Below are 19,301 nucleotides of genomic sequence, written 5' to 3'. Positions count from 1 at the left end.
TTGCGGCAAGCCCCAACGGCTCACCTATATTTGCCAGCCTGACATACAGGCCTGCACAATTCTTACGGGCTTTACGCCTCTAAATTTCCAGACGTCTTAATGCGCGCTGCACACGGCTGTCGCGCTGATTGATCGTCAGTAGGGTTTTTTCAATAAATGCCAGGTGTGCATTGCATGCCTGCCTGGCTGTTTCCGGATCCCGCTTGGCAATTGCATCAACGATATCCGCCCGTTGCCGGGATAACTCTTTACTTACATCCACATGTTGCGCCAGCATTTCCAGGTTACGTTCGATATTCTCGGTTAACATGGTTTGCATGGTACTCATCACATGCAGCAGGACCATATTGTGCGAAGCCCTTGCCATAATGATGTAGAACTGCCCCAGCGATTCTGCCAGAGCACGTTGATTGTCTTCTCTGCCAGGCTTTGGTAATGCCTCAAGCGCCTCTCGCAATGCCTGATAATCTTCTGGCTGACCACGAAGCGCAGCATAGTAAGCCGCCATGCCTTCAAGAGCGTGACGAAATTCAAGTAAATCAAACTGCGTTTCGGGTCGCCGGCTAATTAGTGCCATCAGAGGGTCGCGCATCACCGCATTAAGACTTTTGCTGACAAACGTCCCGCCACCCTGTTTGCGCTCTACCAGCCCTCTGGCCTGTAAATTACCGATTGCTTCACGTAGCGACGGGCGAGAAACATCAAACTTAATTGCCAGCTCACGTTCAGGCGGTAGCTTTTCACCGGCCAGCAAAGAGCCATCAAGAATCATGGATTCTAGTTGCTCAGTGATGACATCGGACAGCTTTTTTCGCCCCGTTTGCATGAATATCCTTTCTCGCTCGCTCCGTGTCTGTTGTAAATAATTTGCGCAACACGGGCCAATTGGTCATACCAATTTACCTATAAACTGTTTCGCAGTGTAAATCCAAGCGCGTAATTAATGCAAATGCCGTTAAAGTGAAATTTATTTAAAATCGAATTAACATCATGAATAACCTTGATTTTTCACATTATCACGACTGGTCTGACTTGCTCGGTTCGTCGTTAAATACGCTGAATTTATCATCAGCCCAGAGTTGACCACCGCAATCGATGCATCGTTAACGCTTGTTAAAACAGCGTTTAATCAGCGTAGAAAAAGTGCGCTGCGGTAACGTGTCCAGTCAAAAAATGCGCCGGGGTCGGTCTTTCGGCCAAAGGCAATGTCGTTGTGTCCAACTATCCGCCCGATGGTAATCGCCGGAAAGGCAGTGATAATTGATTCGGTTAACCCCGTAAGTGATATGTATTGTGCATCGGTATAGGGCTGGTAGTCGGTCCCCTCAATTTCAATGCCGATCGCAAAGTCATTACACCGGGGGGTTCCCTGATACACAGATAATCCGGCGTGCCAGGCGCGTTGAGTAAATGGGACAAATTGGTCGATAGTGCCATCACGATAAATCACACAGTGTGCCGAAACTTTTAAGCCAGCAATTTCTTTATAGAATGGGTCATCTTCAGGGTTAATCGTACCGGTAAATAATTGTTCGATACCCGGTGTGTTAAACTGTCCCGGCGGTAACGATATATTGTGAATGACCAACAGCGAGATTTCAGTGCCTGGCGGCCGTTCATCAAAAAAGGGAGAATGTTTTTGTGTTGCACCGGGGTATGTTTTCACCAGCTAACCCATATACAAGTTTAAATGTGTGCGTTTACCTTACCCGTCACCTGCAGCAAGTCAATGTCACCAAGTTTGGATTGTGAAATCAAAAGATAAGAGTAGTTGTTATGAGTAATGAAAGTTCAGCAGGAAAATGGATGTTTATACTGGCATGGATATGCGGGCTGGGCTTACTGACTTTGATCTTCGGTGATGTGCTTGAGTCGCAGCGCAACCCGAATCAGGAACCTGAGTCAATGCGAATTGACGGTCAGACCGAAGTAAGGCTCAGACAAAATCGTCAGGGACATTATGTTACTAACGGAACCATCAACGGTCAGCCCGTGACCTTTCTTATCGACACCGGTGCGACCAATGTCGCAATTCCCGCTTCTATGCAAAACAGCCTTGGCCTGACTGCTGGCAGAAGTGGCCTGGCACAAACCGCAAACGGTGTAGTAAGGGTGGCGCAAACCACTATTGATAGCCTGACAATCGGTGATATTGAGCTGTCGAATGTGCAGGCACACCTCAATCCGGGCCTGGGGGACGGACAGATCTTGCTGGGGATGAGTGTTTTAAAACAGTTAGAGTTTACTCAGCGCCAGGATTGGTTAATATTGCGGACCTTAAATTAAAGGTATTGGATTCTGCACTTATGACATACCCCACCCCCAAGGATATTTATCAACAGATTCACACCGCACTGATCGAAGATTTAGGCGGTGAGGTCAACGCTGACAATGATATAACGGCTAATCTGATCGATGAGGCGACACAGGCCAGTGCCACGATTATCACGCGTGAGCCGGCAGTGATTTGTGGCGTGCAATGGGTGGACGAGACATTTTCACAAATCGATAGCCAGGTCACTTTGCAATGGCACGTCGCTGACGGCGACGTCGTTCAGGCAAATGAAACGCTTGTTACTCTGACGGGTAGCGCCCGCAGCATATTAACGGCTGAGCGTACCGCGCTTAACTTTTTGCAAACGTTGTCCGGGACAGCTACCGTCACCCGCCGATATGCCTCGTTACTGGACGGTTCAAAGACAAAAATTCTCGACACCCGCAAAACCCTTCCCGGACTTCGTCTGGCACAAAAATATGCCGTCAAGTGTGGAGGTGGTGAAAATCACCGGATTGGGTTATTTGACGCATACCTGATTAAAGAGAACCATATTTTTGCGTGCGGCTCTATCGCCAGGGCTGTGTCTACTGCCAAGTCAAGACATGCTGACAAACCCGTAGAGGTGGAGGTAGAAAGTCTGGATGAGCTTTCTCAGGCACTTGACGCGGGCGCGGATATCATCATGCTGGACAATTTTACCAACGAACAGATCCAACGCGCAGTTTCCATGACTAACGGAAAAAGTAAACTTGAAGTCTCTGGAAATATTACTGATGAAAGGCTGTCGTCGCTGGCCACATTGGGGGTTGATTTTATATCTTCAGGTGCTTTAACCAAGCATGTTCAGGCCATTGATTTGTCGTTACGGGTCGCTATGAATAGCGAGCAAAGCCCTGTAAAATAAACACTTTTATAGCCTGCTAACATCAGGTTGGCAGGCCCACCCTCCATTTTGCCAATCGGCTAATTCCTAAACATATGTATAGTTTCCAATACTTGTCACTGGGGTCTTCCACCCTATACTGAGCATCAAGTACCGGGGGCGTTAAACAAAAACAAACCAGGTATAAAACGTAAACTTTGAATGAACTAATTTAGATAAACGCATTATACGCGAACCCGGAGAACTATCATGAAACAATTCAAACCTTCAAACCAAAAAGGCTTCACCCTAATCGAACTGATGATCGTCGTTGCTATCATCGGTATTCTGGCTGCGGTAGCTCTGCCTGCTTACAATAACTACACTAAAAAAGCACGTTTCTCTGAAGTTGTAATGGCAACCCAAGGCCATAAAACTGCTATTGAAGTATGTGCACAAACAGAAAGTGGTTTGACTACTTGTACTGCTGGTACAAATGGCGTACCTGCTGATTTAACAACTCCATCAACTTTGGTTGCCAGTGTTACGTGGGATGGTACTGCTATTGTTGCTACGGCTGAAGGCGATAGCACTACTCCAGTAAGTGGCCTTGAAGGTGAAACTTATACCTTAACTCCTACATTCACAAACGGCGTTGTTACTTGGGCAGAAACATGCTCTGACGCTTCACTATGTTAATTTAGAAATATTGGATAGGCCCAGCAATGCTGGGCTTTTTTCTGTGAGGTAAGAGTTATGTCCAGAGCCGCAGTCGTTTTTGATTATCAAGGTAAAGATAAACAAGGTGCTAATCGTAAAGGTGAGATATCAGCTGCAAGTGTGCTTGAAGCAAAGAATCTCTTGAGAAGGCAGGGCATATCAGCTCAGAAAGTCAAAAAACGGCAAAAGTCTCTTTTTAGTGGCAGAGAAAAAAAAATCAATGCCGCCGACATTTCGGTAGTTTCAAGACAAATTTCTACCATGCTTGGTGCTGGCGTTACCTTACTACAATCTTTGGAAATGATAGCACAAGGGACTAGCAAACCAGGAATGAGAAGACTTTTGTCTTCTATTGCCGATGAAGTCCGCGCAGGAACTCCATTATCTACAGCATTACGCAAACACCCCCTGTATTTTGATGACCTGTATTGTGATTTGGTAGAAACCGGTGAGCAGTCCGGTTCACTTGAAAATATCTACGATCGTATTGCCACCTATAAAGAAAAAGCAGAAGCACTAAAGTCCAAAGTTAAAAAAGCGATGTTCTACCCTATCGCCGTTTTAGTCGTTGCTTTTATTGTTACAACAATTCTTTTGGTCTTTGTAGTGCCTCAGTTTGAAGAAATTTTCAGTAGCTTTGGGGCCGAACTGCCTGCTTTCACTCAGTTTGTATTAGGTATTTCCCGGTTTGTGCAGGATTTCGGGATATTCATTGGCATGGGTATTGTTGGTGCCGGCTTTATGTTTGTACGTGCCCACCGCAAGTCTAAAGCGCTGCGTGACCGAGTTGATGCTACTGTTCTAAAGATACCGGTAGTCGGCGAGATCCTGCAGAAAGCCGCCGTTGCGCGCTTTACCCGTACACTATCAACAACATTCAGTGCCGGTGTTCCGCTTATCGGCGCACTTGATTCAGCAGCAGGCGCGTCAGGCAATGCCGTATACCGCGATGCAATTCTTTTTATTAAAAAAGAAGTGGCCGGCGGCTTACAAATGAACACTGCCATGCGCACAACTGGCGTCTTTCCGGATATGGTGACTCAAATGGTGGCCATTGGTGAAGAGTCCGGTGCGGTAGATGATATGCTTAGCAAAGTAGCCAGCATCTACGAGGCCGAGGTTGATGATATGGTTGACGGTCTGACCAGCCTTATCGAGCCTATGATTATGGCGGTACTTGGTGTCGTAATCGGCGGCCTGATTGTGGCAATGTATCTGCCTATCTTCCAAATGGGGAACGTGGTTTAACGTTCCTTTTTCGCTTTTGCGGTTGCCCCTGAGCAGCTGCGCTGGCAAACTTTTTATTTTTTTGAAATCACTTCTATGAACACAGTCGTTGAACTTAGTGCACAAAGCCCTTTCTTTTTTCTTTTCGTTGTCTTTGTGACAAGTTTAATGATTGGCAGTTTTTTAAACGTTGTTATTCATCGTCTTCCCATCATGATGGAACGCGGCTTTAAAGCAGAATATGAAGCGTATGTCAGTGAGGAAGAGATAAAGCCCGCTGAGACGTATAATCTGATGAAGCCAGACAGTACCTGTCCATCCTGCGGGCATCGCATTCGCGCATGGGAAAATATTCCTGTTCTCAGTTATCTACTTTTAAAAGGTAAATGCGCCGGCTGTGGCACTGCAATTTCAGTGCGTTACCCTTGCGTAGAACTTGCCACTGCATTATTCAGTGCTCTGGCGGCCTGGCACTTTGGCCCAGGCATGCAGGCTGTAGCTGCGGTCATAGTCGTTTGGTTCCTGGTCCCACTGGTGATGATAGACCTGGACCATATGCTTCTACCGGATCAGTTAACTCTTCCCCTGTTATGGTTTGGCTTATTGCTAAGTCTGGACACTGTATTCGTTGACCCTGCCACAGCTATTATTGGGGCGGCAGCCGGCTATCTGAGTCTTTGGTCTGTATACTGGCTGTTTAAACTGATTACCGGTAAGGAAGGTATGGGGTATGGTGACTTTAAATTGCTCGCAGCGCTGGGCGCTTTTACAGGCTGGCAAGGCTTACCGGTTATCATCATTCTGTCTTCGCTAGTTGGCGCGATCATCGGTCTACTTATACATTTTTCCCGTAAGCAGAGCGGCGACCTGGCCATTCCGTTTGGCCCTTACCTCGCAGTTGCCGGATTCCTGACTTTGCTGTACAAACAGCCTATTATTGATGCTTATCTACAATGGATAACGCCTTGAGCGAAAAATCGAAAACATTTGTTGTCGGCCTGACCGGTGGAATAGGTAGCGGCAAGAGCGCAGCTACCGATGCATTTGCAGCGTTAGGCGTACCTGTTATTGATGCCGACATTGTTGCCAGACAAGTTGTGGAACCGGGGACTGCCGCCCTTCAGAAAATTACTGAGCATTTTGGAGAAGGCATTTTGAATGATGACGGTGCATTAGACCGTGCCGCGCTAAGAGAAAAAGTTTTTGCAGACCCCGCTGAAAAAGCCTGGCTTAATGCCCTGCTCCATCCCACAATACGTCAACAAATGCTTAGCGAAATAAACGCAGTTGCCTACCCTTACTGCATCTTGTCCGTACCCTTATTGCTTGAAAACAACCTTACTACTATGACTGACCGAGTATTAGTGATCGATATCCCCGAGTCTTTGCAAATCAGCCGCGCCTGCGCGCGGGATAAACAAAGTAACGAAGCTACTATAAAGCGGATTATGAATGCCCAGGCTAGCCGCGAAACCCGGCTGTCTGCAGCCGATGATATTATCGACAATAGTGGTTCACTCGCAGGTCTTAAAGAACAGGTAGAGAGCCTCCATGCGCGTTATCTGACCATCGCACAGGACCTTTAACCCCTTTTACTTGAAATTTTTGTATTTTTGCGTTTAAGTGCTCTGATTAAGCATTCACGAGGAAGTACATGTCTGACACCGTTTTCGAATTTCCACTCAAAGAAAAGGTGCGAAATTACCTGCGCATTGAACAACTCATTGCGCAACTTAAAAGCGGCGCGTCAGTCCCCTCTGCGCAGCTACAGCTTTATTTTTTCGACCAGCTGTTTACGTTGCTGGATCTGTTCGAGCGGATAGATATCCGAACCGATATCATCAAAGACCTCGATGCCCACGAAAAAAATCTTCGCCACTGGTCGGAACATCCCAACATTGATGCCAGCGCGCTTAAGCAAACGCTGAACACCATTGTTACAATGCGCGAAAAGCTCAAGCTGGGCAAAAAGTTTGGCACTGAGTTAAAAGAAGATAAGTTTCTGGCATCTATCAGACAACGTTTTGCCATTCCTGGTGGCGCGTGCAGCTTCGATTTGCCTAATTTGCATTACTGGATTAACCAGAGTCAGGCACATCGTCAGGACGAAATGAAGAAATGGATGATGACACTGGTTAGTGTTGAGGAAACAATTTCCATCTGTTTATCATTTCTTCGGGAGCGCGGTACCTTCAGAACGCTTACCGCGTCAAACGGGTTTTACCAGGGTGTGGCCGAAGACAAAAATGAGCTGATCCGCGTGCGCTGCTCTGTTGATGAGGGGTTTTATCCTACCTTGAGTGGCAACAAATATCGCTTCGCGCTACGATTTATGTTGTTTGATGTCGAACCAGGAAAGTCTTCCTCTGTTGATGAGGATGTCTCATTTTCACTGGCCGCCTGTTAATTCTCAGACCAATCCACAATATTACAGATATTCCAAAGGTATGAGCATGCGTGTAAAGTGCCCTATTTGTACAAAAGAAATTGAGTGGTCTCAAAGCAGTCCATTTCGCCCTTTTTGTTCCAAAAAATGTCAACTCATCGATTTAGGTGAGTGGGCTAGTGAGGAGCGAAGCATCCCTGCCCAGAGCAAACAAACTGAACAAGCACCCTCTCAGGATGAGATTGAGGATATTGAAGCGATGCTCAGTCAACAGCAGGATAGTTTTTTCAAACATTAAGGCTATATTGATATGCTAAATTCCATCGCGATTCTGGGCGGGACTCACGGCAACGAAACCAGTGGAATTCAGCTCGTTCGCCACTGGCAAAACGGAAACCTGCCCGAGCGTTTCAGAGCACTTCAGCCTGAGATGAGGTTGGTGAACAGTGCGGCTATTGAAGCCAATGTCAGATATGTTGATGATGACCTGAACCGCCAGTTCACTGCCCACCGCCTGGAACAGCAATGCAGTGAAGCTGAAGCCCAACTTGCCCGACAGCTTAACCAAACGTTAGGGCCGAAAGGCAACTCTGCTACAGATTTTGTAATAGATATTCACAACACGACAAGCGAGATGGGCGCCACATTGATCATTCTTCAGCAAGATGAATTCAACATTCAGCTTGCAAGATTTGTGAAGCATCACATGCCTGAAGCTAATATCCTGCTTGAAGATGATAAAGCCTATTCCGAACACCCTTATTTATGTACCGTGGGAAAACAGGGCGTGATGGTAGAGGTAGGCGGTCAGCCCCAGGGTGTGTTTCGCGAAGATATTTTTCAGCTTACGCAGACACTGACAGAAACTATTCTGGATTTTTGTATTGCCTATAATGCGCAAACATTGCCTGAGCTTGCGCCCTGTGATGTATTCATATTAGGAGAAAACATCTGTTTTCCTGTCGATGAAACGGGCGCGCGTATTGCTATGATCCACCATAGTCTGCAGGATAATGACTTTCAGCCATTATTACCCGGTGCGCCGGTTTTTAAATGCTTTGACGGTACGGAAATAACGTGGGATCAGGATACGGTCATATATCCCCACTTTATAAACGAAGCTGCCTATGCCACCACGCATGTTGCTTTTGCCACCGCATCGCTGACTAAACTATAGCGGTGTAGCTCGCGGTAGTTTTCTAAGGCAAAAAAAGCCCCGAAGACAAAGATGTGTTCGGGGCTTTTTTATTAAGGTTTACTGATTATGCAAGGCTTCAATAATTGAAACGTTAGCCGCCGGAAAATCCCCAGGCGCCAGTGAATCAATATCCAGCCACTTCCCCTGCTGCATTTCCCGCCCGTAGGGTTCACCGTCAAATGATTCCACCAGGTGAACGTCAAGCACAACGTGCTTATCGCCGTAGTCATGCTCTATCAAAATCAGCGGTTCGCTGCCGTTTACCGTTATGCCGATTTCCTCAGCAAGCTCTCGTTTAAGTGCATCAAACGTACTCTCGCCCAGTTCTTTCTTACCGCCGGGAAATTCCCATTTGCCACCCTGATGCTGATCCTGATGACGAAGCGTGACATACGTCTGGGTGCCGCGTTTTACAACACCCACAGCAACTTCCACTCGCTTCATTACTTCAGCTTGCCATGACATTGCTTATACTTCTTACCAGAGCCACAAGGACATGGGTCATTTCTGCCAACTTTAGGGCCTTCGCGCACCTCAGTCTGCACGCGTCCGGACTCCTGTTCAGGCGCTTTTTCAACCTTTTCGTGTTCGAAGTTTTTCGGCACATCGTCGGCCTGACGACGCTGCTCTTCAACCTTTTCCACATCAGATTCAGCTTTAACCTGAACACGGCTTAACACTGTTATCACTTCAAGCTTAAGCGCCTCAAGCATCTCAGAGAACAACTCAAAAGACTCGCGCTTGTATTCCTGTTTAGGATTTTTCTGCGCATAGCCGCGTAAGTGAATGCCCTGACGCAAATGGTCCATAGCAGCAAGATGCTCTTTCCAATGGCTATCAAGATTTTGGAGCATTACCGCTTTTTCAAACTGCCGTAATACATCCTCGCCGACAACCTCTTCTTTTTCTTTATAAGCGCCTTCGACTTCTTCCAGGATGCGCTCACGTAATTTCTCTTCGAAAAGCTTGTCATCATTGTCCAGCCACTCCTGAAGTGGCAAATCAACGGCAAAATCAGCTTTCAGGCGTTCCTGAAGCGCAGGAATATCCCACATTTCTTCCAGCGACTGCGGCGGGATATATTCAGAGATAACACCGTCGAGTACATCTTTACGAATAACTTCGATAGTTTCGCTGATGTTCCCTTCATCCAGCAATTCATTGCGCTGTTCATAAATAACTTTACGCTGGTCATTAGCAACATCATCGTATTCAAGCAACTGCTTACGCACATCGAAGTTGCGCCCTTCCACTTTACGCTGGGCGTTCTCGATGGCACGTGATACCCAGGGATGCTCAATGGCTTCACCATGCTCCATGCCCAGCCTTTTCATCATGCCAGCCATTTTTTCCGACGCAAAAATACGCATCAACGCATCATCCAGAGACAGATAAAAGCGACTTGAACCTGCATCACCCTGACGACCTGAACGACCACGAAGCTGATTATCAATACGACGAGACTCGTGACGCTCTGTACCGATAATGTGCAAACCGCCGGACTCCAACACCGCATCGTGGCGCGCTTTCCATTCAGCTTTTATTTTCTCAATTTGCGCATCAGTCGGGTTATCCAGCTTTTCAACTTCCGACTGCCAGTTGCCACCCAAAACAATATCGGTACCACGACCGGCCATGTTTGTGGCGATGGTCACTGCACCGGGGCGACCAGCTTCAGCAATGATATCGGCTTCCTGAGCGTGGAATTTGGCGTTAAGCACTTTATGCTTGATGCCTGCCTTTTTAAGGACGTTAGACAGCAGTTCAGAATTTTCAATTGAAATGGTACCTACCAGTACCGGCTGACCACGCTCCACACATCCCTGAATATCTTTGACGATTGCTTCGTACTTTTCCTCAGCCGTCATATAGATAAGATCTGCCATATCCTTACGAACCATTGGCTTGTTGGTCGGAATAACGACCGTTTCAAGGCTGTAGATGTGGTTGAACTCAAACGCTTCGGTATCAGCAGTACCGGTCATACCGGACAGTTTGTTAAACAAGCGGAAGTAGTTCTGGAAAGTTATCGATGCCAGCGTCTGGTTTTCGTTTTGGATATTGACGCCTTCTTTTGCCTCAACGGCCTGATGCAAGCCCTCTGACCAACGACGCCCTTCCATCGTTCGACCGGTATGCTCATCAACGATAACAATCTGGTCGTCTTTTACGATGTAATCTACATCTCTTTGAAACAACTTGTGTGCACGAAGCGCAGCATTAATGTGGTGTAGCAACGAGATATTGCCAGCAGCGAACAACGACTCCCCTTCAGGCAGAATACCGGCTTCATGTAAGATTTCTTCAACATGAAGCTGACCATTCTCGGTCAGGTGAATTTGTTTGGCTTTCTCATCAATGGTGTAATCACCGTCGCCGGCTTCACCTTCCTCGTCCTCTTTTTCCTGCTGAATAAGCTTGGGAATAACATGGTTGATGCTGCGATATAACTCAGAGCTGTCTTCCGCTGCGCCAGAGATAATCAGAGGTGTTCTGGCTTCATCGATCAAAATCGAGTCAACCTCATCCACAACCGCGAAGTTCAGTTCTCTCTGTACCCGCTCCTGAGGGCTGAACGCCATATTATCGCGCAGGTAATCAAAACCAAACTCGTTGTTGGTGCCGTAGGTTACATCAGCCTGATAGGCAGCACGTTTAGCATCCTGAGGCATACCGGGAATGTTACAACCAACTGTCATGCCAAGGTATTCAAATAACTCGCGACTCCAGTCAGCATCACGTTTAGCAAGGTAATCGTTAACGGTAACAACATGCACACCTTTACCAGACAATGCATTCAGATAAGTCGGTAGTGTCGCTGTAAGTGTTTTACCTTCACCGGTACGCATCTCAGCAATCTTGCCATGATGCAGCACTTGGCCACCCAGCATCTGAACGTCGAAGTGGCGCATACCATAAACACGCTTACTGGCCTCACGTACTGTTGCAAAAGCTTCCACAAGTAGATCATCCAGCGACGCGCCATCTGCAATACGCTGCTGAAATTCCTGTGTTTTAGCTTTCAGCTCTTCGTCGGAAAGCGCTTCAAATTCCTTTTCCAGGCCGTTAATGGCATCGACAGATTTTTTTAGTTTTTTTATTAGTCGGTCATTTCGGCTACCGAACACTTTTCTCAGGACGCTTGAAAACATTACGTTGCAAATTCCACTACTTATGAGGGCGCTATTGATGCGCTAACTCTATGTTTTAGAAAAATGACACCTTACTTGAGTTCAGTAAGGCTCGCCACCCTAACTTATTAGTTTACTTATTCTTCGCCGCCAACAATGTGTACGGAGGACTTTATTGTCGGGTGAAAGGCAGAGGATCGACAGGCTGGCCGTTTCTTATTACTTCGTAATGTACGTGTGCACCAGTCGAGCGACCAGTGCTGCCCATGCGGGCGATAGTTTGCCCTTTAGTAACAACATCGCCCACGGCAACATCAACAGACTGATTGTGACCATAGCGGGTGATAAACCCATCCTTATGCTCAATTTCAACCAAATTGCCGTAGCCGTAGCGTTTGCCCGCCCAGGTTACAATCCCAGCGGCCGTAGTTACAATAGCATCCCCGGATGCACCGGCAAAGTCTAAGCCTTTATGCATGGCAGGGTTGCCAGAAAATGGGTCTTTACGCATACCGTAATAAGAAGACAACCAGCCAGACTCTACCGGACGCCCGGATAACTGGCTTTGCTGATGGATATGGTGACCTTTAACCAGACTTTCAAGCATCGCGATTTGACGCGATTTTGAATCAATTGATGCTCTGGCTTCGATGAACGCTTGCTCAAAGGGTGCCACGCCGTTATCCATCGGTTGTGATACGTTGTGATCAGCAAAAGCCGTAAGATCTTTTGCTTCCATTCCTAATTGTTCAGCCAGGTGCCCTGCTCGCGAATCAAGCTGTGACAGTTGGCTGTTTAATTTGGCAAGTTGCGAAATAACCACGGCGAGCTGTGCTTCTGTCTTTGCTTCAAGAGCCTGTAACGCTACGCGGTCTTTCTCATTCCATTGCTCTGCCAGTGCCAGGCGAGCAATATCTTCACTAACAAGGTGCGTCGAACGACTTGAAATCAGCATCAGCAACGAAGATAGCACCGTCATACTGACGAGTGTGCGTACACTGATCGCATACCGATAGCGCTTCTGTTTGCCAATGAGATTTATTGTTCGCTTCATTCCACAACATATAAAAATTGTATCTTCGTCTAGTTTACCGCTGTTAGGACTAATGAACAAATTCGATTGCATTCAACTTACGGGTAACCTTGTTATAAGCGCCTTGTGCGCCGGCAGTGACTACCACATTCTAGGCTTTACTCTGTTGGCCACAAAATTCGGCTAACCTTTACTTTATGGCAACACAAAAATAACATGTAAACGCTTACAAATTTATTAGGTGACCTATGGTTAGTAATCTCAAATCTTTTCAGGCTCTACGCTTGATAGTACTGCTATGTAGCGCGTTGGCGCTGTTGAGCTGCCAGATTAAGACTCAAACGCGGGACTCAGTCATGCAGTGGCATCCTTTTGCAATCGACTTTAAAGGACCCGACACAGCAGAGAATGCCAGTAAAAACCCGTTTACCCACTATCGTTTGTGGGTGAAATTTACCAATGGGGATACTGAGAAACTTGTTCGCGGATTTTACGCAGCTGACGGTAATGCTGCGAATACAGGCGCAACAGATGGCAACATTTGGCGGGTGAGGTTTTCCCCACCCGAACCAGGGCTTTGGCAATATAAAGCGACGATGTATACCGGTAATGACATTGCGCTTAATAGCGAGCCCTATGCAGGTAAACCTATAGAATTGGAAGACGCCACCGGAAGTTTCGAAGTAAAACCAACCGATGCCACCGCGCAGGGATTCTTTTCCCTAGGGCGACTTCACACTCAGGGGCGCTATTACAAAACGTCTGGTAATAATCAGTACTGGTTAAAAGGCGGAACAAACAGCCCTGAAAACCTGCTTGGATACGAAGACTTTGATGGCACCTATCGCATTACTACCCAGAATCGTGATGGCGAAGCGCAAAGTGGTTTGCAAATCCATCGCTTTGCCGCCCATCACCAGGATTGGAAATCGGGAGATCCAACCTGGCAAGATGGTAAGGGGAAAAGCATTATAGGTATGATGAACTATCTTGCCGGAATGGGTATGAACAGCGCCTATTTTTTAACGCTTAATATTAATGGTGACGGTAAGGATGTGTGGCCGTATACAACGCCGAATACTTTTGATCGCTTTGACGTCAGTAAGCTTGAGCAGTGGAATATCCTGTTGGAACATATGCAAACAAAAGGTATAGCTGCGCATATTGTTATCCAGGAAACCGAAAATGAGCGATTACTCGACGGTGGAGACACCGGCCCGATGCGCCGATTGTATTTTGATGAACTTATTGCACGCTTTGGCCATCTTCCGGGACTCATCTGGAACCTGGGTGAAGAAAATGGTCCTGCCGAGTTTTCGCCCGACGCCCAAACAGACGCCCAGCGTGTCGCCATGGCAGATTATCTTAAAACCAGCGATCCCTATGACCATCCGGTCATCATCCACACTCACTCTGTACCTGAACTGAAAGAGACTATTCTATCGCCCTTATTGGGGCTTGAATCACTGGACGGATTATCCTTTCAGGTAAACCACCGCGAGCAGGTAAATGCTGAAGTACAAAAGTGGCTAACTAAATCCGACTCAGCGGGTAAGCCATGGGCAATAACTATGGATGAAATTGGTGAATGGATGGAGGGGGCCAAAACAGATGACGTTGACCCTACCCATGACTCCCTTCGTCGACACGCCCTGTGGGGAAGTATTATGGCAGGCGGTGCAGGTGTTGAATGGTACTTCGGCGCGCATCAGGCGCACAACGACCTGACAGCTGAAGATTTGCGCTCGCGCCATAACTTATGGTCGCAAACGCATGTCGCGTTAAAATTTTTCAGCGAGCATACGCGTTACTGGGCGATGAAACCCATAAACAACCAGGTTAGCAATGAGCGTGTCTATGCTTTTGCAGAGCCCGGGCAGCAGTATGTTATCTATTTACCGGCTGGTGAAACTACCACGTTACGTCTGCAGGATGCAGACGGGAATACATTATCCTGGTTTGATCCGGTAAAAGGTGGCGCTCTGAAACCCTGGCATGGCACGCTATCCGGAAACACTATAACACTCCCAAAACCACCATCTAATAATGACTGGGTGGCAGTGATTACTACTAAATCTGATTAGCGTAGATATGCAAAGTCGCACGCACAAAAAAGCCGCCATCAAGGCGGCTTTTCAATATAATTTTCTGCTACGCCAGTACCGGCTCTGCATAACGAATCGGCATCTCTTCCGGATTCTCGTAAGTTACAAATTCCCACGCATCCTGCGTTTCAAGAACTTTGTTAAGCAACTTATTATTCAGACCATGACCCGTTTTAAATGCACGAAGTTCACCGATAATGCTGTGCCCACCCAGGTATAAATCACCAACGGCATCCAGAATTTTATGCTTCAGAAACTCATCGTCATAACGGAGCCCTTCCGGGTTCAGAACGCGGAATTCATCTAGTGCTACGGCGTTTTCCATACTCGCACCCAGTGCAAGATTGTTAGCATTCATGTACTCAACATCGCGCATGAAACCGAACGTGCGGGCACGGCTGACTTCATTAACATACGAGCAGCTATCAAAATCCATAACCATGTGCTGGCGTGTCTGGCTGATAACCGGATGGTCAAAGTCGATTTTAAAATCAACGCGGAAACCATCATGGGGAACGAGTTCAGCCCATTTATCACCATCTTCAACGCGAACCGGCTTTTTGATACGTATAAAACGCTTAGGTGCGTTTAGCTCTTCAATGCCTGCTGACTGAAGCAGAAAGATGAACGGGCTTGCACTGCCATCCATAATAGGAAGCTCATGGCTATTAACCTCGACAATAATGTTGTCGATTCCCAGTCCCGCCAGGGCTGATGCCAAATGCTCTACAGTATGGATGCTTACGCCATCTTCATTATTAACACACGTACACAACACGGTGTCACCTACAGCATTAGCGCGCGCAGGAATATCCACAAACGGGTCCAGGTCGATACGCCGAAACACGATTCCCGTGTTCGCAGGCGCAGGCCGGAGAGTCATAGTGACCTTTTCCCCTTTATGCAAACCGATTCCAGTTTCCTGAACCGGATTTTTGATTGTACGTTGTCTAATCATTGTTTGCTTTTACCTATTCAAAAAGCGGTCGCGTATCATACAGATAAAACCACGCCCTGTCAAAACTGTGCCAGTTTGACAGGGACTACGTGACGTCGTACCAGCTAACGTCACACCGCAATTTATTCAGTACAGACCGAATTAATCAGCCTGTTTTCGCAGGAACGCCGGAATGTCCAGGTATTCCAGGTCATTGTTAGGCTGTGCCTCATCATCTGCCTTAAGTGCCTGATTGCCATCGGTGCCACCAACGCTGGCGCGACCCTGACTTTCACTGCTGCCGCCAAATTCTCTGGCTGACGATTGCAGACGAGACCCTTCTGAACTCACCAGAGAAATATCTGGTTTTTTCTCTGCGCCGATGCCTGTTGCCACGACAGTAACTCTTAACTCTTCTGTCATTTCCATGTCGATAACCGTACCGACAACGACAGTGGCATTTTCTGAAGCAAAAGCTTTAACCGCGTTACCTACCGTCTCAAACTCATCAATTGCAAAATCGGGGCCAGCGGTAATATTTACCAGTATTCCACGTGCGCCAGACAGGTCAATGTCTTCCAGTAGCGGACTAGCGATAGCCGCTTCTGCAGCTTCTTCCGCGCGATCCGGACCAGTCGCTGCACCACTGCCCATCATCGCCTTGCCCATCTCAGACATTACGGTACGAACGTCTGCAAAGTCGACGTTAATCAGACCAGGGCGTGTAATAAGTTCAGCAATACCCTGTACCGCGCCACGAAGCACATCGTTTGCAGCACTAAATGCCTGCAGTAACGGCGTACCCGGTCCCATCACCTTAAGCAGTTTTTCATTAGGGATAGTAATTAGAGAGTCAACATTGTTAGCAAGTTCAACAATTCCCTGCTCAGCGAATGATGTGCGTTTCTTACCTTCAAACGGGAAAGGCTTAGTTACTACCGCAACTGTCAGAATTCCCATTTCACGTGCAATCTTTGCCACCTCTGGCGCTGCACCGGTACCTGTACCACCGCCCATGCCGGCAGTGATGAAAACCATATCTGCGCCATCAAGCGACTGTCTGATTGTCTCGCGATCTTCTTGCGCAGCATCGCGACCCACATTCGGATCGGCACCTGCACCCAGGCCCTTGGTAACACTTGAGCCAATTTGTAATGTGACATCAGCACTTGAGCTTCTCAGTACCTGAGCATCGGTATTTACCGCGATAAACTCAACGCCTTCGATGCTTTGCGCAACCATGTGTTCTACAGCATTACCGCCGCCGCCACCGACACCGATAACTTTTATTACGGCTTCTTCGCCATGACTATCCATTAATTCAAACATACTTACTCTCCGGTTGTACGTCTTCTAACACTAAGTTACGTCACTTACAGCAGGCCAATGGCATCCGTGTCGACCTTATGTCGTAACCTTAGCGCCCCCAAAAATTTAAAATTAAAATTCACCTTTGAACCAGCTTTGCACCCGATGTAAAAACGTCTCCACCGGTTTGGGCTTACTGATTTTCTTATTCTCTGACTGTAGCTTGCCGTATTGTAGTAAGCCTACAACAGTGGCAAAACCAGCATCGTCAGTATATTCGGACAACCCTCTTACTTCGATGGGTTTGCCCACACGCACAGGCATTTGGAATAACTCTTCAGCGAATTCAACTGCCCCTTCCATCTTGGCGGTACCGCCAGTCAGGACAAGCCCTGCTGCAATTTGTTCTTCCAGGCCACTGGCACGAATTTCATCGTGCACTAATTCAAATAGTTCCTGATACCGCGGCTCGATCACTTCTGCCAGCGTATGTCGTGACATCGCTCTGGCAGGACGCCCGCCTACGCTTGGAACCTCGATATTATCTTCCATGCTCACCATGTCTTTCAGCGCGCATGCATAATTCACTTTTATCTCTTCAGCATTGCTGATTGGCGTACGAAAAATCTTCGCTATATCACTGGTAATCTGGTTTCCGGCGACAGGAATCACGGCTGTGTGACGAATAGCCCCATCGGTGTAAATCACGATGTCCATGGTGCCACCGCCAATATCGACCACACACACGCCTAATTCTTTCTCGTCATCCGTTAATACGGCGTAACTTGATGCAAGGGCCGAAAATATCAACTGATCAGCCTGCAAATCGCATCGCTCTATGCATTTTGTCAGATTTTTCGCCATATCATCCGCGCAGGTAATGATATGAGCGTCGGCTTCCATTCTCACGCCAGACATACCTATAGGGTTTTTAATCCCTTCCTGTACATCAATGGTATATTCCTGAGGCAAGACGTGAAGCAATCTGCGTTCAGCAGCAATAGGCACTGAACGAGCTGCATGTATAACGTTGTCGACGTCTTCCTGGGTCACTTCCTGATTGTTAATTGGCACCATGCCATTTTCGTTCTGGCATTTCACATGACGCCCTGAAATCGACATCAATACTGATGAGACACGACAATCAGCCATAAGCTCCATTTCACTGACAGCGCTTTGAACAGATTTCACGACCAGATTAAGATCGTTAACGCCGCCCTTATCCATGCCTTTTGAAGCATGGGTCCCCACGCCAACAATGCTGATCTGGCCGTCGTTGAGCGCTTCGCCCACTACCGCCTTCACCTGACTGGTTCCGATATCCAGTCCGACGATCAAATTTCGTTCAGCCGTTTTTGACATGGTTACTTATACTCTCTTACTAACTTTGTTTGTTATCGTTTTCATCAGACTGCCAACCTACCGCTAATCCGGTGTCGTAGCGCAAATCTACATATTTGACCGGCTTATCCTGCTTACTGAGCAGTGGAAAAACATCAATAAATCTTTGTAACCGGTCGATAAACTCTTTGCGCCCTAAATTAAGCTTAATACCGCTGGTAAGCTGCAACTGCCAGGCGAAACGCTCACTTAAAGAAAGCTCGGCGATACTCATCGACGATGTCGCCAACAACGATTTCATGGCGTTGTAACCTTCCAGCGCTGTTTTTTCGCTACCACCAGGCCCGAATAACTGCGGTAACGAAAGCGTTATTCCTTCACTTTCAAATGTATCCCCGTAAGGATTGAGCAGCATATCATCATTCCATCTGGCCACCGGTTGCTGCTCGACCAGATAAATTTTTAATCGGTTGGGCCACTGTTTTCTTACTGAAGCCCTATACACCCAAGGCTGTGCCTCAATAAGTCTGAACACTTCATTCACATCCAGCTCAAAAAAACTGCCAGGTTGTGACTTTCGGATTTTACGTTCCAGCCTCGCAATATTGATATGCTCGTACTGCCCCGAAAAATCAATCACCTGCACTGGCATTCGCTGCTCATCTTTGAGCCAGTCGCGTACAACCATCGAGCCATAAACCAGGCTGGCAACTACAGCGAGCAAAAACAGCACACCACTGTAAAACCGTACCTGTTCCCGACTCAACAACTGCAT

Annotated in this window: 19 protein-coding genes; 10 read left to right on the top strand and 9 right to left on the bottom strand. The window is 47.3% G+C overall.

Going from position 1 to position 19,301, the window contains the following annotated elements; genetic code table 11:
- Nucleotides 1-79 precede the first annotated feature (79 nt).
- A complete protein-coding gene (locus FBQ74_RS04520; protein WP_139755536.1) occupies nucleotides 80-826 on the bottom strand; it encodes a GntR family transcriptional regulator in 747 nt (248 codons plus the stop codon).
- Nucleotides 827-1,129: 303 nt separating this feature from the next.
- Nucleotides 1,130-1,666: a 1,6-anhydro-N-acetylmuramyl-L-alanine amidase AmpD gene (gene ampD / locus FBQ74_RS04515; protein ID WP_139755535.1), complete on the bottom strand. Its 537-nt coding sequence runs from the start codon at nucleotides 1,664-1,666 to the stop codon at nucleotides 1,130-1,132.
- Between the two features lie 110 nt (nucleotides 1,667-1,776).
- Between ampD and FBQ74_RS04510 the strand changes: the two genes are divergently transcribed.
- The 9 genes from FBQ74_RS04510 to FBQ74_RS04470 all read left to right on the top strand — a co-directional run bounded on the left by FBQ74_RS04510 (nucleotide 1,777) and on the right by FBQ74_RS04470 (nucleotide 8,650).
- Nucleotides 1,777-2,286, top strand: coding sequence for a retropepsin-like aspartic protease family protein (locus FBQ74_RS04510; protein ID WP_139755534.1), 510 nt, complete (start codon nucleotides 1,777-1,779; stop codon nucleotides 2,284-2,286).
- A 20-nt stretch (nucleotides 2,287-2,306) separates the two neighbouring features.
- Entirely contained in the window at nucleotides 2,307-3,182 is an 876-nt protein-coding gene (nadC, locus tag FBQ74_RS04505) for a carboxylating nicotinate-nucleotide diphosphorylase (RefSeq protein ID WP_139755533.1), read from the top strand.
- A gap of 228 nt (nucleotides 3,183-3,410) precedes the next feature.
- Complete coding sequence (locus tag FBQ74_RS04500) at nucleotides 3,411-3,839, top strand: pilin (RefSeq protein WP_139755532.1); 429 nt, start codon at nucleotides 3,411-3,413, stop codon at nucleotides 3,837-3,839.
- A 57-nt stretch (nucleotides 3,840-3,896) separates the two neighbouring features.
- Nucleotides 3,897-5,108 carry a type II secretion system F family protein gene (locus tag FBQ74_RS04495; RefSeq protein ID WP_139755531.1) on the top strand — a complete coding sequence of 404 codons (1,212 nt, stop codon included), beginning with the start codon at nucleotides 3,897-3,899 and terminating at the stop codon, nucleotides 5,106-5,108.
- A 75-nt stretch (nucleotides 5,109-5,183) separates the two neighbouring features.
- Nucleotides 5,184-6,056 carry a prepilin peptidase gene (locus FBQ74_RS04490; protein ID WP_139755530.1) on the top strand — a complete coding sequence of 291 codons (873 nt, stop codon included), beginning with the start codon at nucleotides 5,184-5,186 and terminating at the stop codon, nucleotides 6,054-6,056.
- Nucleotides 6,041-6,673 (top strand): dephospho-CoA kinase, encoded by a 633-nt coding sequence (coaE, locus tag FBQ74_RS04485; RefSeq protein ID WP_139755529.1) that lies wholly within the window; start codon nucleotides 6,041-6,043, stop codon nucleotides 6,671-6,673. Before FBQ74_RS04490 ends, coaE begins: the two co-directional genes overlap by 16 nt.
- A gap of 68 nt (nucleotides 6,674-6,741) precedes the next feature.
- On the top strand, nucleotides 6,742-7,494 hold the full coding sequence (gene zapD, locus FBQ74_RS04480; RefSeq protein ID WP_139755528.1) for a cell division protein ZapD: 753 nt from the start codon (nucleotides 6,742-6,744) through the stop codon (nucleotides 7,492-7,494).
- Between the two features lie 46 nt (nucleotides 7,495-7,540).
- Nucleotides 7,541-7,771, top strand: coding sequence for a DNA gyrase inhibitor YacG (yacG, locus tag FBQ74_RS04475; protein ID WP_139755527.1), 231 nt, complete (start codon nucleotides 7,541-7,543; stop codon nucleotides 7,769-7,771).
- 12 nt (nucleotides 7,772-7,783) lie between these two features.
- Nucleotides 7,784-8,650: an aspartoacylase gene (locus tag FBQ74_RS04470; protein ID WP_139755526.1), complete on the top strand. Its 867-nt coding sequence runs from the start codon at nucleotides 7,784-7,786 to the stop codon at nucleotides 8,648-8,650.
- Between the two features lie 78 nt (nucleotides 8,651-8,728).
- On the opposite strand, the gene mutT is transcribed toward FBQ74_RS04470, so the two are convergent.
- The 3 genes from mutT to FBQ74_RS04455 all read right to left on the bottom strand — a co-directional run bounded on the left by mutT (nucleotide 8,729) and on the right by FBQ74_RS04455 (nucleotide 12,856).
- A complete protein-coding gene (gene mutT / locus FBQ74_RS04465) occupies nucleotides 8,729-9,115 on the bottom strand; it encodes an 8-oxo-dGTP diphosphatase MutT (RefSeq protein ID WP_139757875.1) in 387 nt (128 codons plus the stop codon).
- The gene (secA, locus tag FBQ74_RS04460; protein WP_139755525.1) at nucleotides 9,115-11,823 is read right to left on the bottom strand and encodes a preprotein translocase subunit SecA; all 2,709 of its coding nucleotides are present in this window, start codon (nucleotides 11,821-11,823) and stop codon (nucleotides 9,115-9,117) included. Before secA ends, mutT begins: the two co-directional genes overlap by 1 nt.
- 151 nt (nucleotides 11,824-11,974) lie before the next feature.
- Nucleotides 11,975-12,856: a M23 family metallopeptidase gene (locus FBQ74_RS04455; protein WP_139755524.1), complete on the bottom strand. Its 882-nt coding sequence runs from the start codon at nucleotides 12,854-12,856 to the stop codon at nucleotides 11,975-11,977.
- Between the two features lie 335 nt (nucleotides 12,857-13,191).
- Here FBQ74_RS04455 and FBQ74_RS04450 point away from each other — a divergent pair, with 335 nt between their 5' ends.
- Nucleotides 13,192-14,919 (top strand): DUF5060 domain-containing protein, encoded by a 1,728-nt coding sequence (locus FBQ74_RS04450; protein ID WP_232371973.1) that lies wholly within the window; start codon nucleotides 13,192-13,194, stop codon nucleotides 14,917-14,919.
- Nucleotides 14,920-14,986: 67 nt separating this feature from the next.
- Here FBQ74_RS04450 and lpxC read toward each other — a convergent pair whose 3' ends face one another.
- The 4 genes from lpxC to FBQ74_RS04430 form a co-directional block, all read right to left on the bottom strand.
- Complete coding sequence (gene lpxC / locus FBQ74_RS04445) at nucleotides 14,987-15,898, bottom strand: UDP-3-O-acyl-N-acetylglucosamine deacetylase (RefSeq protein WP_139755522.1); 912 nt, start codon at nucleotides 15,896-15,898, stop codon at nucleotides 14,987-14,989.
- Nucleotides 15,899-16,039: 141 nt separating this feature from the next.
- Nucleotides 16,040-17,206 (bottom strand): cell division protein FtsZ, encoded by a 1,167-nt coding sequence (gene ftsZ / locus FBQ74_RS04440; protein WP_139755521.1) that lies wholly within the window; start codon nucleotides 17,204-17,206, stop codon nucleotides 16,040-16,042.
- A 111-nt stretch (nucleotides 17,207-17,317) separates the two neighbouring features.
- Nucleotides 17,318-18,547, bottom strand: coding sequence for a cell division protein FtsA (gene ftsA, locus FBQ74_RS04435; protein ID WP_139755520.1), 1,230 nt, complete (start codon nucleotides 18,545-18,547; stop codon nucleotides 17,318-17,320).
- Between the two features lie 19 nt (nucleotides 18,548-18,566).
- On the bottom strand, nucleotides 18,567-19,301 hold the full coding sequence (locus FBQ74_RS04430) for a cell division protein FtsQ/DivIB (protein ID WP_139755519.1): 735 nt from the start codon (nucleotides 19,299-19,301) through the stop codon (nucleotides 18,567-18,569).

The sequence above is a fragment of the Salinimonas iocasae genome (genome assembly GCF_006228385.1).
In the GTDB taxonomy this organism is placed as follows: Bacteria; Pseudomonadota; Gammaproteobacteria; order Enterobacterales; family Alteromonadaceae; genus Alteromonas; species Alteromonas iocasae.
This window is presented reverse-complemented; position numbering and strand designations above follow the sequence as displayed.

Bases quoted from the DNA above. Each gene is read 5' to 3' on its own strand.
- FBQ74_RS04520 (WP_139755536.1), bottom strand. From the start codon at position 826: ATGCAAACGGGGCGAAAAAAGCTGTCCGATGTCATCACTGAGCAACTA.
- FBQ74_RS04510 (WP_139755534.1), top strand. From the start codon at position 1,777: ATGAGTAATGAAAGTTCAGCAGGAAAATGGATGTTTATACTGGCATGG.
- nadC (WP_139755533.1), top strand. From the start codon at position 2,307: ATGACATACCCCACCCCCAAGGATATTTATCAACAGATTCACACCGCA.
- FBQ74_RS04500 (WP_139755532.1), top strand. From the start codon at position 3,411: ATGAAACAATTCAAACCTTCAAACCAAAAAGGCTTCACCCTAATCGAA.
- FBQ74_RS04495 (WP_139755531.1), top strand. From the start codon at position 3,897: ATGTCCAGAGCCGCAGTCGTTTTTGATTATCAAGGTAAAGATAAACAA.
- FBQ74_RS04490 (WP_139755530.1), top strand. From the start codon at position 5,184: ATGAACACAGTCGTTGAACTTAGTGCACAAAGCCCTTTCTTTTTTCTT.
- coaE (WP_139755529.1), top strand. From the start codon at position 6,041: ATGGATAACGCCTTGAGCGAAAAATCGAAAACATTTGTTGTCGGCCTG.
- zapD (WP_139755528.1), top strand. From the start codon at position 6,742: ATGTCTGACACCGTTTTCGAATTTCCACTCAAAGAAAAGGTGCGAAAT.
- yacG (WP_139755527.1), top strand. From the start codon at position 7,541: ATGCGTGTAAAGTGCCCTATTTGTACAAAAGAAATTGAGTGGTCTCAA.
- FBQ74_RS04470 (WP_139755526.1), top strand. From the start codon at position 7,784: ATGCTAAATTCCATCGCGATTCTGGGCGGGACTCACGGCAACGAAACC.
- mutT (WP_139757875.1), bottom strand. From the start codon at position 9,115: ATGAAGCGAGTGGAAGTTGCTGTGGGTGTTGTAAAACGCGGCACCCAG.
- secA (WP_139755525.1), bottom strand. From the start codon at position 11,823: ATGTTTTCAAGCGTCCTGAGAAAAGTGTTCGGTAGCCGAAATGACCGA.
- FBQ74_RS04455 (WP_139755524.1), bottom strand. From the start codon at position 12,856: ATGAAGCGAACAATAAATCTCATTGGCAAACAGAAGCGCTATCGGTAT.
- FBQ74_RS04450 (WP_232371973.1), top strand. From the start codon at position 13,192: ATGCAGTGGCATCCTTTTGCAATCGACTTTAAAGGACCCGACACAGCA.
- lpxC (WP_139755522.1), bottom strand. From the start codon at position 15,898: ATGATTAGACAACGTACAATCAAAAATCCGGTTCAGGAAACTGGAATC.
- ftsZ (WP_139755521.1), bottom strand. From the start codon at position 17,206: ATGTTTGAATTAATGGATAGTCATGGCGAAGAAGCCGTAATAAAAGTT.
- ftsA (WP_139755520.1), bottom strand. From the start codon at position 18,547: ATGTCAAAAACGGCTGAACGAAATTTGATCGTCGGACTGGATATCGGA.
- FBQ74_RS04430 (WP_139755519.1), bottom strand. From the start codon at position 19,301: ATGCAGTTGTTGAGTCGGGAACAGGTACGGTTTTACAGTGGTGTGCTG.